Origin of the sequence: Pseudomonas resinovorans NBRC 106553 (genome assembly GCF_000412695.1) — a bacterium.
GTDB lineage: Bacteria > Pseudomonadota > Gammaproteobacteria > Pseudomonadales > Pseudomonadaceae > Metapseudomonas > Metapseudomonas resinovorans_A.
This window is the reverse complement of the sequence record NC_021499.1, coordinates 3,096,413-3,109,642: the sequence shown is the minus strand read 5'-3', so window position 1 is coordinate 3,109,642 and position 13,230 is coordinate 3,096,413. Positions and strand designations below refer to the sequence as shown.

The 13,230-nt window shown below is 63.4% G+C and carries 11 protein-coding genes; 3 read left to right on the top strand and 8 right to left on the bottom strand.

The window, feature by feature from the left end; translation table 11 throughout:
- The first annotated feature begins 25 nt into the window (after window positions 1-25).
- Window positions 26-661, top strand: a complete 636-nt coding sequence (locus PCA10_RS13970; RefSeq protein ID WP_016492746.1) for a TetR/AcrR family transcriptional regulator — start codon at window positions 26-28, stop codon at window positions 659-661.
- Window positions 662-766: 105 nt separating this feature from the next.
- On the opposite strand, the gene PCA10_RS13965 is transcribed toward PCA10_RS13970, so the two are convergent.
- From PCA10_RS13965 to PCA10_RS13935, 7 genes are all read right to left on the bottom strand, one after another.
- The gene (locus PCA10_RS13965) at window positions 767-1,954 is read right to left on the bottom strand and encodes a CaiB/BaiF CoA transferase family protein (protein ID WP_016492745.1); all 1,188 of its coding nucleotides are present in this window, start codon (window positions 1,952-1,954) and stop codon (window positions 767-769) included.
- 56 nt (window positions 1,955-2,010) lie between these two features.
- The gene (locus PCA10_RS13960; protein WP_016492744.1) at window positions 2,011-3,051 is read right to left on the bottom strand and encodes an NADPH:quinone oxidoreductase family protein; all 1,041 of its coding nucleotides are present in this window, start codon (window positions 3,049-3,051) and stop codon (window positions 2,011-2,013) included.
- Window positions 3,052-3,061: 10 nt separating this feature from the next.
- Complete coding sequence (locus PCA10_RS13955; protein ID WP_016492743.1) at window positions 3,062-3,829, bottom strand: enoyl-CoA hydratase-related protein; 768 nt, start codon at window positions 3,827-3,829, stop codon at window positions 3,062-3,064.
- Window positions 3,830-3,856: 27 nt separating this feature from the next.
- A complete protein-coding gene (locus tag PCA10_RS13950) occupies window positions 3,857-5,347 on the bottom strand; it encodes an aldehyde dehydrogenase family protein (protein ID WP_016492742.1) in 1,491 nt (496 codons plus the stop codon).
- A complete protein-coding gene (locus PCA10_RS13945) occupies window positions 5,344-7,011 on the bottom strand; it encodes a GMC family oxidoreductase (protein ID WP_016492741.1) in 1,668 nt (555 codons plus the stop codon). Before PCA10_RS13945 ends, PCA10_RS13950 begins: the two co-directional genes overlap by 4 nt.
- A gap of 98 nt (window positions 7,012-7,109) precedes the next feature.
- The gene (locus PCA10_RS13940) at window positions 7,110-8,306 is read right to left on the bottom strand and encodes an ABC transporter substrate-binding protein (protein WP_041770745.1); all 1,197 of its coding nucleotides are present in this window, start codon (window positions 8,304-8,306) and stop codon (window positions 7,110-7,112) included.
- Between the two features lie 87 nt (window positions 8,307-8,393).
- Window positions 8,394-9,578 (bottom strand): thiolase family protein, encoded by a 1,185-nt coding sequence (locus tag PCA10_RS13935; RefSeq protein ID WP_016492739.1) that lies wholly within the window; start codon window positions 9,576-9,578, stop codon window positions 8,394-8,396.
- Between the two features lie 242 nt (window positions 9,579-9,820).
- Here PCA10_RS13935 and PCA10_RS13930 point away from each other — a divergent pair, with 242 nt between their 5' ends.
- Both PCA10_RS13930 and PCA10_RS13925 read left to right on the top strand, forming a co-directional pair.
- Window positions 9,821-11,446 (top strand): AMP-binding protein, encoded by a 1,626-nt coding sequence (locus PCA10_RS13930; RefSeq protein ID WP_016492738.1) that lies wholly within the window; start codon window positions 9,821-9,823, stop codon window positions 11,444-11,446.
- Window positions 11,447-11,458: 12 nt separating this feature from the next.
- Window positions 11,459-12,334 carry an alpha/beta fold hydrolase gene (locus PCA10_RS13925; protein WP_016492737.1) on the top strand — a complete coding sequence of 292 codons (876 nt, stop codon included), beginning with the start codon at window positions 11,459-11,461 and terminating at the stop codon, window positions 12,332-12,334.
- Window positions 12,335-12,360: 26 nt separating this feature from the next.
- On the opposite strand, the gene PCA10_RS13920 is transcribed toward PCA10_RS13925, so the two are convergent.
- Window positions 12,361-13,224 (bottom strand): acyl-CoA thioesterase, encoded by an 864-nt coding sequence (locus PCA10_RS13920; protein WP_016492736.1) that lies wholly within the window; start codon window positions 13,222-13,224, stop codon window positions 12,361-12,363.
- Window positions 13,225-13,230: the final 6 nt, after the last annotated feature.

The following is a 13,230-nucleotide window of genomic DNA, read 5'->3' as shown; positions in this document are numbered from 1 at the left end:
ACTGTTCAGAAAAAGAAGGCATTGCATGTCCGTGAAAACCAGAGGGCGGCCCCGCAAGGAACTCGATGTCGCCCTGCTAGAGGCCGCTGCCGCGGAATTTCTGGAGTTCGGTTACACCGACGCCAACATCGAGCGAATTGCCGCTGCGGGAAACACCACCAAGCCAGCGCTGTACCGCCGCTACCCGAGCAAGGAAGCGCTGTTCGAGGCCACCCTCTCCCACCTGGCAAAGGACTTCGAGCTGGACTTGGGCTTTCTCGACCATACACGGCCCGTCGAAGATGCTCTCTACGATCTAGCGCTGCTGTTCTATGAGAAATTGGGTACCACCAAGGTGGTGTCCATGACGCGGTTGAGCGCCTTCACCAGCAATCGATTTCCTGAGCTGATCCTGGCCTTCCGGGCCGAGGTGATGAAGGGTTTCATGGGGCCTCTGACCGCTTACTTCCAGTGGCTCAACGAGCAGGGGGTGGTGAGCATGCGGGACACCCTGGACGCCGCAATCATTTTCACCACCCTCACCGGGCGGCCCCATGAACGGCTGATGGGCGTGATCATGCCCGAGGAGAAGGTCGAACCCCATCTGCGCGAGCTTGTCCGGTTCTTCCTGGCAGGTTATGCGCCAGGTAAGTCTCGGAAGCCAGGTAAATCTCGGAAGTAGTCCTGCAACCGGGTTGCCGCAAAGCCCAACAAACGCCCCTGGATTTTTCGTTCGTTGGGCTTCTCTCCGCTTCGTATTGCTTGCAGCCAGCAGGGATGGGCCTTGCTACTTGACCGCCCCTAGCTTGCGCAGCGACATCAGCTCGCTCTCCCCTATCCCGATCTCGCGAAGCACTTCATCCGTGTGCTGGCCGAATCCCGGCCCCATACGGAGTTCACCCACGGGCCGCTCATCGAATTGAGCGGGTGATACGCCCGTCATGTAACGGTCCGCCACTGGGCTGACGAAGCCATTCTCCAGGGCCTGGGCATCGGCCAGAACTTCCGTCGGGTTCTGGACGGGAGCCCAGACGCCTTCCAGGCTCGCCAAGCGCGTGCACCAGTCGGCATAGTCGCGGCCGGCGAAGACGTCGTTCAGTACGGCAATCAGCGCTCGCGAATTGATGTGCCGCGCGCGGATATCGACGAAGCGCGAGTCCTCAAGCAGATCAGGGCGCTCTACATGGGCGACGAAGTCCGGCCACCACTTGTCCATCAGCAGGCACAAGCTGATCCAGCGGCCGTCGCGTGTGCGGTAGTTGTTGGCCAAGGCGAAGTCGCTGTCCGCCTGCGACTGCACGGGGATGGTTGGCGCACCGATGCTGGTCGCCAGCAAGGATTGCGACATCAGGTAAGTCCCCACCATATAGAGCGCGTTGTCCACCACCGCCCCCTGCCCCGTGCGTTCGCGACGGAACAGCGCTGCAGCTATTGCGCCGGCCAGCGTGACGCCACCGGTGAGGTCGCCAATCGAGCCAGGCTGACGCGGCGGCATGTCACCCGGCAGGGCCTGGCCATTGGCGGCCCCTGCGCGACACCAGGCCGAGGGGTAATCGAAACCTCCATCATTGGCCAAGGCGCCGCGAAGGCCATAGCCAGTGCCGCGGGCATAGATCAGCCTTGGATTGCGCGCCATGAGGTCGGCTGCCTCTATGCCCAACTTCTGCCGAGCGTCCGCGCGCAGGTTGGTGAGGAACACATCGGCGCCATCGATCAGCCGGTACAACTGCTCACGGCCCGCCGGCTGGGTCAGGTCCAGCGCGATACCGCGCTTGCCGCGGTTGGCGGCTTCGAAGAAGGGGTTGATTGCACCGTCGGCACCCGGCAGTTTCATGTGCCGCGCGGCGTCACCACCCTGGGCGCGCTCCACCTTGATCACATCCGCCCCCCAGTCGGCCAGCACCATTCCGGCAGCGGGTACGAAAGTGTGCTCAGCGACCTCGATTACCCGCACTCCGTTCATGACGTCGTACATAACTTCTCCTGGCTAAACAGAAACAAAACAGGGCAACCCTCCCGGGGCGGCCCCGATTAGGCGCCACGACCGCGATGGGCGAACGATTTTTCTCGTAGACACCGGTCCGCGTGCAATTTGCCCAGCTCGGTGAGCAGCACGTACTTGCCGACCACCTCACGGTTCAGAATCGAGCGCAACGCGGCAGCCCCATCAGCCAGGTCGAAGGTGCGCGCAACGAAGGGTACAAGTTGCCCAGCGGCAATCCGCGCCTGGATATCGACCAGGTTCTGCCTGCTGGCCGCGGGATTGCGTCGGGTCCACTGGCCGATATTGACGCCTATCGCCACGGCCTCGCGCAGCAGCAGCAGGTTGCTCGGCAGCTGGGCGATCTGCCCAGAGGTGAATCCGATCACCAGCAAGCGGCCAAACGGTGCCAGGGACTTCAGCGTGGCATCCACCTGCGCCCCGCCGACCGGGTCGAAAACCACGTCGACGCCGGCGCCATCGGTCAGCTCGTGCAGGGCCTCGCGTAGCGCCCGGGTGCGGCAGTTGATCACCTGGTCGGCGCCCAGGCGGCGAACCCGCTCCAGCTTGTCGTCGCAGGAGCCCGTAGCGATCACCCGCGCGCCCAGGTACTTGCCGATCTGTACAGCGGCCAGGCCGACCCCACCGCTGGCGCCATGCACCAGCAGGGTTTCTCCGGCTCGCAGGTCTCCGCGTTGCAGCAGCGCGTGCCAGGCGGTGTTGTAGGCCACCGGGAAGGCCGCGGCGCTGACCATGTCGATGCCCTCGGCGAGCTTCACCAGCGCCGCCGCCGGCACGCACACCTGCTCGGCCCAGCAGCCCATGGCCAGGACCAGCACTCGGTCGCCCGGCCGGAACTGCTCCACCCCGGCGCCACATGCTATAACTTCGCCGGCCCCCTCGGCACCGAACACGCACGGAATGGCCGAGCCAATCTGGTAGGTGCCGGCGACTTGCAGGATATCCGGGTAGTTGAGCCCCGCTGCATGCAGGGCGACCAACACCTCCCCGTCCCGCGGCGTGGGCGCCGGCCAGTCCTCGAAGCTCAAGCTTTCGGGCTCACCGTGATGTTTGCAGACCAATGCTTTCATCCGTTCCTCCTCAACGGCCCTGCCAGTGCGGCGCGCGCTTCTCGGCAAAGGCCAGGGCGCCCTCGCGCGCATCCGCGCTATCGAACACCTGGCGGATCGCCTCCTGCACCTTTGGCCGCACGGCTGTGCCCCCCTCCTGCACGCACGCCCACATCAGCCGCTTGGTCGCCGCCAGCCCCAGCGGCGCATTGGCGGCAATGCGCCGAGCCAGCTCCAGGGCCGTGTCTAGGACCTGCTCCGGCGCCACCACCCGGTTCGCCAGCCCCAGTTGTTCGAGCCGCGTGGCACTGATGGTGTCGCCAGTCAGACCGAGTTCGAGCGCCACCGCTAGGGGAATCCGCGCCGGCAGCAGGACCCCGCCGCCGCCCGGGAACAAGCCGTGCTTCACCTCCGGAATCCCGAAGCGGGCCGCCTGAGATACCACCGCCAGGTCGCAGCTGAGCATCAGCTCGAAGCCACCAGCTACCGCGCTGGCCTGCACCGCGGCGATCACCGGTTTGCTGAAGCGCCCCTCGATGAATGCCTCGAAGTGTACGGTGGAGCGCGGCACGCGGTTGTCCGGTCCGGCCGCGAAGTCCTTAAGGTCCATGCCAGCGCAGAATGCCTTGGCGCCGGCCCCGGTCAGTATCAGCACGCGCACCTCGGCGCAGCGCTCGGCCTCCTCCAGGGCGGTGGAGAGCTCCTCCATCAACTCGGCGCTCAGCGCATTACGCTGAGCCGGGCGGTTCAGGGTGAGTATCTCGATGAAGCCTTCGCGTGAACGCAGTAGAACGGACATACGTCTCTCCAGTTGATCTGACGACCTTCAGCCGATCGGGTAGGTGATGGACTTCTCCAGCAGGAACTCATTGAGCCAGTCCTTCCCCAACTCCCGGCCGATGCCCGAATGCTTGAAGCCACCGAAGGGCGCCTTGACGAAGAAGTCGCCAGTGCCGCCATTGATGGAAACGCCACCGGTACGAAGCTTGAGCGCCATGCGGTACGCGGTAGCACGGTCGGCGGACATTACCGCGCCACTCAGGCCGAACTTCGAGTCATTGGCCAGGCGGATAGCTTCGTCGTCGCTGTCAAACCCGATCACGACACCGACTGGGCCGAACACTTCCTCCTGGGCCAGTGTCGAGCTGTTGTCGACGTTGTCGAACAGGGTCGGCTCGTGGAAGAAACCACGCGGCAGGAACGCCGGGCGCCTGCCACCGGCCACCAGGCAAGCCCCGGCGTCCAGCCCCATCTGCACGAACTGCTCGGTCTTCTGTCGCGCACTTTCACGAATCAGCGGCCCCACCACCACGCTGGGGTCAGCCGGGTTACCCAACTTGAACTGGCCCAGCACAGCCTTGACCGTCTCGACGAAAGCCGGGCGGATCGAGTTGTGCACCAGGTAACGGGTCAGCAGCGCACAACCCTGACCGGCATGCAGAGACATGCTGAAGGCAGCGGTGGCGGCAGCCTTGAGCAAGTCGGCGTCTTGCCGGACGATCAGCGCCGACTTGCCCCCCAGTTCCAGGTGGACCTTCTTCAGGGTGCCGGCGGATTGGCGGAGGATCGCCTGCCCCACCTTGTCCGAGCCAGTGAAGGTCACCAGGTCGACGCGCGGGTCTTCGGTGAGCATGGCGCCCACCTCAGGCCCGCCGTTGATCACACTGAGCACGCCATGGGGCAACCCGGCCTCGACTATCATCTCGCCCAGCAGCAGTCCGGAGAAGGGCGTGAACTGGGAAGGCTTGATCACCACGGTATTGCCCGTCAGCAAGGCTGGCACCGCCTTCACCACATTGAGCAGGAAGGGATAGTTGTAGGGCGTGATGCCCACCACGACGCCGTAGGGCTCATGCACCACCATACCGGCGGCCAGAATCTCGCCCCCCGCCGAGTCAAAGGGGTTGGGTTTGAGTTCGATGGGCGTACCGTAGGGCTCGAGCTTCTCGGCCAGGCTGATGGCGTAGTCGATGGCTTCGATGGCGCCATTGAACTGGGCACTGTTGAGCAGCAGTTGGGCCGCGCCAACCTCGGCGATCAGCAGCGCCTTGATGCGTACCTCGCGCGCCAGGATGGCAGCGCGCAGGCGTTTGACGGCGGCGATCCGCTCGGCCATCGGCAGACCCGGCCAGGGTCCCTGGTCGAAGGCCTGGCGCGCCGCCGCAAGTACCATTTCTACTTCAGTACGGCCAGCTAGCGGTGCCTCGCCGATGACTTCTTCAGTGGCCGGATTGAGGATGGGCTCGTACCCCTGAGTCGGCAGGACCCATTCGCCGTCGATGAGGAAGGACTTGATATCGGTGTACGGAACACTCATTGCTGTTGACCCTCGAGTTCGTGGAGGTCCAGTTGACGATGGGGCGAGTCTGACTGGCGGCGGGTTGCGCCCTCCAGGATGAGTTCTGCCGCGCGCAGGGCGATGGCCATGGCCGGGGCGTTGGTATTACCGGAGACCAGAGTCGGCATGATGGAGGTGTCCACCACACGCACGCCGCTGACACCCCGTACACGAAGTTCGGGGTCAAGCACGGAAGCGCTATCCCCGCCCATTCGGCAGGTGCCGGATACGTGGTAGGCGGTCTGTCCGATGGCACGTGCGGCGGCGAGGACTTCCTCGTCGCTCTGTGCGGCCCTGCCGGGAACCTCCTCGCTAACGATGTAAGGAGCCAGCGCTGGCTGGGCGCAGAGTTGGCGCACCCAGCGTATCAGGGCGATGGCGGCGGTCTGGTCGACCTCCGAGTCCAGGAAGTTGGCGTCTATGGCCGGCGGCACGTCCGGATCGGCGGAGCGGATGCTCAACTGGCCCTGACTCTCCGGGCGCATGAAGTAGCAGTAGAAAGTCAGGCCCGGTAGTTTCTCCGGCACCACTGTCTCCCCCTCCTGCACTAGCGAGTGCAGGCTGACGCCGATCTGGGCATCGGCACGGTCCAGCTCCGGTCGGGTCTTGATAAACCCGCCGGCCTCATGAGCGGCGTGAGTGAGCGGACCACGGGAGTGGGCGTAGTACTTCCACAGCGAACCCAATAGACCCAGGCCTCGGAAGCAATGGTTCAGGCTGCCGCCAGTGACCCGGTACTGCATGGCCAGGCAGACATGCTCACGCAGGTTGCGCCCGACGTTCGGCGAGTCGCTGATCAGTGGGACACCGTGCTCAGCCAGTAGCGCGGCCGGACCGACGCCTGAGAGTTGCAGCAACTTGGGCGACTGGATGGCTCCGGCGCTGAGGATCACTTCACGACGGATTCCGAACTGCCGCTCGCCGCGTTTGTCGCGGACCAGCAGACTGACAGCGCGTCGCTCGCTGAAGTTGATCCGCAGAACCTCGGTGCCAGTGAGAATGCGCAGGTTCGGGCGCTTGCGGATGGGATGGAGAAAAGCACGGGCTGCGCTGAAGCGCTTGCCCTGCCAGGTGGTCTGTGGCTGGTAGCCGAAGGCACCCTGCTCCACCGTAGCCACGTGATTGGTGTCTGATACCCGCTGCACACCAGATTGTTCGGCTGCCTGGATCACGGCCTCGCAGAGCGGCGAGCCCGAGGGATGGATAGACACCTTGAGTGGGCCGCTGTCGCCGCGCGCTTCCGAAGCGCCAAGCTGGTGGTCCTCCAGGGCGACAAACTGGCGGGCCATATCCTTCCAGCCCCAGCCGATGCAGCCGGCCGCTTCCCAGGCGTCGTAGTCGGCCGGCGCGCCGCGGACGTAGACCATGCCATTGATGGAGCTGGAGCCACCGATGGCGCGCCCTTTGAGCCAGACCTCAGCGGGCATGCCTTGACCCCGGGACACCTGGTAGTCCCAGACGTGCGGATTGCCCGGAGCCAGAAGCTTGCCTATTCCTCGCGGCATCCTGATCAGCGGGCTGCTGTCGTCCGGGCCACTTTCCACTAGCAGGACGGATATCGATGGGTCTGCGGATAGTCGGTTGGCCAGTACGCAGCCAGCCGACCCCGCCCCCACAATGATGTAGTCATATTGCTCTTGCATGGAAGGCACCTGATTGTTGTTGTTTTACGTTACCTAGAAGTAACATAACATCAGCTTTGGGGCTTTGCCACTGCCTTCCTGCGGAACGAGTCAGCCAATCACTCCGGCCCCTCAGGACTACGCTCCCAGAGCACTTCCTTGACTGTTGGTGCCGCCACCTCGCCTTCCATCCAGTACAGGATGTCGAAATAATCCTGTTTCAGTTCGTCCTGCAGAACCTCTGCTCGCTGCTTGACCTTGACGACATACATGCCCTGAACGTTCTGGTGATCCAGTGCGCGCCATTTCTGTTCGTCCTTGAGCAGGCGATAACTGTGATCTTCCAGAGCGGCGATAACGGCCGAGGACTCTGTCGAACCAGCGCGCGCCACAGCTTCGGCCCACTGCCGGACAATGCCGTAGGCCGACGCCGCAGCGCTTGACGGGTAGCTCTGGTAGCGGCCGCTGTAGTCGACAACAAAGCGTTTGCCCCGCAGGTTTCTCTCACGCTCGGGGACCCGCCAAGTCCAAGTATCGGTGCCAATCACACCACTCATCAGCGCCGGCCCGGCCTGGTCGACCACGTCCTGATTGAGGTTGGGCACGACAACCAACATGCGGTCCTTGAGTTTCAGGTGGTCGACCAAACGCATGGCATTAACCACGTCTGTACCGTAGAGCATGAGGATTAACACGTCGGCATCGCTCTGCGCCGCCTGCTTGAGCGCATCGCGGTAGTGTCGCTGGCTGGACAGGTCGCGGCCGCGCGAAGCCTCGCCCAGGCTACCGCTCCTACCATTGGGGATGACGTCGTCGCTGGTGATGATGAAATAGCGCTTACCCGGCAGAGTGGTCTCCAGGTATTCCATCAACAGGTTGTTGGCCATCCGAGCACTTGCCCCTTCGCGGAACAGGTATGTATGGCCAGCGCGGCCAGTCACCCGATTGGCGTAGGCGGTGGGCACAAAGTACGGTAAGCGCAATTGCCGGGCGCGCTCGCCGGCGGCAATGACCTCGTCACTGGACGCACCGCCCATCAGCATTACGGCACCGTCCGCAGCCAGGCGCTCGACATTCTCCGCCGCCCGCTCGGGTGTGGCGCCGCTATTGCGGCTGACAATTTTGAGCGGCCGCCCCAGAATGCCGCCCTCTCGATTGATCTCCTCCACCGCCATCAGCGCCCCGCGCTTCTGTGACAGCCCCTCCCACTTGTAGCTTCCGGTACTGGGGTAGCTGAGACCGATCACCACGGGCTCCGCAGCGTAGGCTTGGGCTTGCAGCCAGAAAAAAGACAATGCGGCGGCCAGGACTCTCATGTCCGTCTCCTTGAGATTGTTGTTCTTGTCGTTATCTCGCACGCGCCTGGTCATCCCGCCCGATCAGGGCGGGCCATCATCCAGGAGTCACTCTCGCGACAGCAGCACAGCACCGGCCAGAGGCCCGCCACCATTACTGGCTACGGCCAGTTTCGGAGTGCCCGGCACCTGCCGTGCCTCGCCCTCACCGCGCAGCTGCACTACGGCCTCGTGCACATGGCCGAGACCGTGCAAGCGCCCGGCGGAAAGCTGTCCGCCGTGGGTAGCCAGGGGCAGCTCGCCGTCGAGTGCAATGCGCTGGCCACCCTCGACGAAATCTCCCGCTTCGCCACGGCCGCAGAAGCCCAAGCCTTCCAGCCAGAGCAGGGAGAGGAAGCTGAAGCCGTCATAGAGTTCGGCGAGGTCAACGTCCGCTGGTTTGTAGTCCGTCCGGCTCCACAGGCGTTTCCCGCAGGCTTCGGCTGAATACCGGGTGAGGTCATCCATCTGGTCCCAGGCATCACGACCGCTGAAGGGGCCGCAGATGGACTCGACAAACACTGGTTTACTGCGCAGATCCGGCGCGGTGTCGCGGTGCGAGATAATGAGCACGGTGGAACCATCCACCGGCACATCGCAGTCGAACAGGCACAGCGGTGTCGAGATCATTCTCGAGGCCATGTACTGGTCGAGGCTCAATGGGTCGCGGTAGACCGCCTTGGGATTGAGCATGGCGTTGCGCCGAGCGTTCAATGCGATGGCCGCCAGTTGCTCGCGACGGGTGCCGAACTCATGGAAATAGCGACTCGCCGCAAGGGCAACCCAGTTAGCTGCGGAGGCCGCCTGGAAAGGCACCAGGAATTCGGCGAAACCCGACACCCGCGCTGCCGCCCCTCCCACGGTGCTGGAGCGCACACCCTGCGCCAGGGCGCTCGATTCGGTAACGGTACGGAAGCACAGCACATGGCGCGCCTGACCAGAGGCCACGGCCATGCAGGCATTGATCAGAGCACTCATCTGGGTAGCCTCGTTACCCGCGCAGTACCAGTTCAGCTCCAGCCCGAGGGCCTCCTTTACCTGGCCGATGGACACCGGCGAGAAGGCTGGCATATCGGCGCGATAGCCCGGCCAACTGGCCACACCGTCTATCTGGCTGCGGTCGAGGCCGGCGTCTGCCAGCGCCGCGAACACGGCTTCAAGGGTAAGATCCAGACCTGTGCGCCCCAGCCTGCGCCCCACGGCCGACTGGCCGATGCCGGAAATGATCGCTGTTCGTTCCAGAGCCGACACCATGGAGCTTCCTCTTTGCTTGTTATCGGGTTTCAGGCGGGTTCAGGGGGACTCTTCGAGAGAGTATTGACCCCCCATCCAGACTGCGGCAGACTCTAAAAAATGTCAAACAGTCAGTTTTTAACTACCAATGGCCAGAGTGGCCAATGCTAAGGAAACCTGACTGCAGGCCATGGTAGCGGGACTGCCTCTCGATCCAGGCTCCACGAGAGGCACCTACAAAAACAACATCGAGGTCCAGATATATGTCAACACGCGAACCCGGCTGGAGCACTGAACAGGTCGACACCATCAATGCAGTGCTGCAACGCTCGACTGAAAAGTATGGTGAACGCAAGTTTCTCGATTTCCTCGGTGAGACCTACAGCTTCGCTGATCTCAACCGGACCGCATGCCGCCTTGCCAATGGCCTGCGCGCCCTGGGGGTGAGCAAGGGCCAGACCGTGGTCACCATCCTCGATAACTCGGCCGACGCAGTATGCATCTGGTTCGCCATCAACAAGCTGGGCGCCATCAGCGTACCGGTGAACACCGCACTCAAGGGTGAGTTTCTCCGCCATCAGGTGTCGGACGCCGATTCGGTTCTGGTGATCGCGGAAAGCGACTATGCCGAACGCGTGGCGAGCATCGCCAGCAAGTTGCCCAAGCTGGAAACCCTGGTCTATCGCGGCGCGGTACCGGATCTCGTGTTCGACAAACAGCTCCTGTCCTGGACGAGCCTGCTCAGCGATGACTCCAGCGAGCCTGGTGTGGACGTGCAGCCCGGCGATCTGGCCATGCTCATCTATACCGGCGGCACCACTGGCCCATCCAAGGGCTGCATGATCAGCCACAACTACGCCTGCAGCCTGGCCCGGCAGATGCTGGTGATCACCAACCGCCAGGAAGACACCATTACCTGGTCTCCGCTGCCGTTGTTCCACTTCAATGCGGTGGCCACCACCGTGCTGTCGAACATGATGGTCGGCGCTCAGGTTGCGCTTTATACCCGTTTCTCGGTTTCCAACTTCTGGCCGGAGATCGAGCGCACCGGTGCCAACGATGTGCAGTTGCTGGCCTCCATGATGCCGATGCTGGCCGGCGCCCCGGAAAACGACTCGATGAAACGCTGCTTCGGCCAGCTGAAGGCAGTCTGGGGTGCGCCCTTCCCGGTTCCGGTGCAACAGCAGTGGAAAGAGCGCTTCGGTGTCACTCATACCATCTGCGGCGGATTCGGTCTTAGCGAATGCTCGCTGCCGACCATCCTTCCCTTTGGCACGCCGATGCGCCCGAACAGCTCCGGCAAGCGCAACACCGAGTACTTCGACGTGCGTATCGTCGACGACAACGATGTCGAGCTCCCGCCCAACACCCCCGGCGAGATCATCGTTCGTCCGCGCAAACCCCATGTGATGTTCGAAGGCTACTGGAAGCGTCCGGAAGACACCCTCAAGGTGATGCGCAACATGTGGTTCCACACCGGCGATATCGGCATGTTCGACGAGGATGACTATTTCTACTTCCTCGATCGCAAGAAGGACTACCTGCGTCGCCGGGGAGAGAACATTTCCAGCTTCGAGGTGGAAAGTGCCTTTCTCCAGCACCAGGCGGTGGACGAGGTGGCCGCCCATGCTGTGCTGTCCGATTTGGGCGAGGATGAGCTGAAGGTGACCATCACCCTCAAGCCGGATGCGGTGCTGAACGAAGTAGACCTGTGTCATTGGGCGGCCGACCAGATGCCCTACTATGCGGTGCCGCGCTATATCGAGTTCCGTAGCGCCTTGCCGAAGAGCCCGCTGGGTCGCGTCTACAAGTTCCAGTTGCGTGACGAAGGTGTCACCGCCGGCACCTGGGACCGTGAGAAGGCCGGCTTCAAGCTGCAGAAACGCTAGGGAGCCGCGACGATGAAAGTGCAGGCCTGGTTCAAGGGCGCCAATGGCAACCGTCTGGCGGCGGACCTTTCAGGTGCGGAGGATGCCCCCACGGTCATCCTCCTCCACGGTGGCGGACAAACCCGCCACTCCTGGGCGCGCGCGCACCAGGTACTGGCCGACAAGGGTTATCGCGTGGTCTCGGTGGATGCCCGCGGCCATGGCGAGTCCGACTGGGCAGCAGATGGCGACTACAGCCTGGAGGCCCAGGTCGCCGACCTGCTTGCGGTGATCAAGGCCCTTGGCGGTCGTCCGGTCTTGGTCGGTGCCTCCATGGGCGGCACCCAGTCACTGGTGGTATGCGGTAGGTATCCCGATATCGCGAAAGCCTTGGTCCTGGTGGACGTCACGCCGCGCCTGGAGCCTCAGGGTATCGAGCACATCGTCGGCTTCATGACCAGGCACCCGGACGGATTTGCCTCACTGGAGCAGGCAGCCGAAGCCGTTGGCGCCTACAACCCCAACCGCCCTCCTCCACGCGACCTCAGCGGCCTCGCCAGAAACCTGCGCCTGCGCGACGATGGCCGCTGGTACTGGCACTGGGACCCGTGCTTCATCGTTGGCGACCACAGGGACAAGGTCGAGCGCATCAGCCAGACGATGAAGGCGGCGGCCCCGGCTGTCAGGGTCCCCACCCTGCTGGTACGCGGTCGCCAGAGCGACGTAGTCAGCCCGGATGGCGTGGAAGAGTTGCGCAGCATGCTGCCGCATCTGGCCTTCGTCGATATCGAGGGCGCCGGGCACATGGTCGCCGGCGACAAGAACGATCACTTCAACTCCGCCATCATCGACTTCCTGCAGGAACACCATCCATTGCCCCAGGAAGAGCAGACGGAAGCAGGGCTGTAGATTCAAGCCCTGCAATTCGCTCATTTTTACTCCCGCTCCCCAACAAGACAGTCTTGGGCAATGGACGCCACCAGGTTCCGCGACTGGTCGAACACCCGGGCCTGCGTAAGGCCGCGCCCCCTCTGCATGCTTGGGCTTTCGCAGACGAACAACAGCCAGTCATCGGCAACAATGGGACGATGGAACCAAAGGGAATGGTTGAGGCTGGACACGAACAGCCGCTCCCGCGCCTGCTCGATGGGCACGTGGTAGCTGATGGCCGCCGAATTGATCCAGTAGTCGCTCAGATACGCCAGTATCTGGGCATGCAAGGCGGGCGACGACGGCAGGCTCTCGCGCAACTTCAACCAGTAGGCGATGGCTGGCGCTTCGGCACATTGGCGTAGGTAGTGTTGCGGCTCGACGATGCGCAGCTCCACGAACGGTCTGACAAAGCGCGCCCAATGGCCGTCCTCGACAACATCTAGCGACAGCAGTTGCTCCGGCCCGGGCAGTTCGGTGGCGGTTTCCATATGGAAGAATCCGCTGATCGGCGCCTGTAGCGTGACCTGCGCATCCACTATCCGGCGTTCGCCCTGCTGGCCGCTTACATGCAGGCTGGTGAAACGTTTTCCTTTCTGCAGGGGCGTCACCCGATAGTCCAGCGGCTGGTCGGTGCGCGCGCCCTGGAGAAACAGACAATGCAGTGTCGCTGGCATCAGCTCCGGACTGTAGCGCTGGGCTACGGCCAAGGCCTGTCCCAGCAGTTGGCCACCAAATACCCGGCCATTGAGGTTGGTGTCGTGAGTGCTGGCGAGGAATGACCCGGGGGCCTCCCGCTCCAGCACGAACAGTTCCGCTAGGCGCTCCTGACTCCAGTTTCTTGGCCTTACCGCCGCTGCTGCCGTCATGAAATA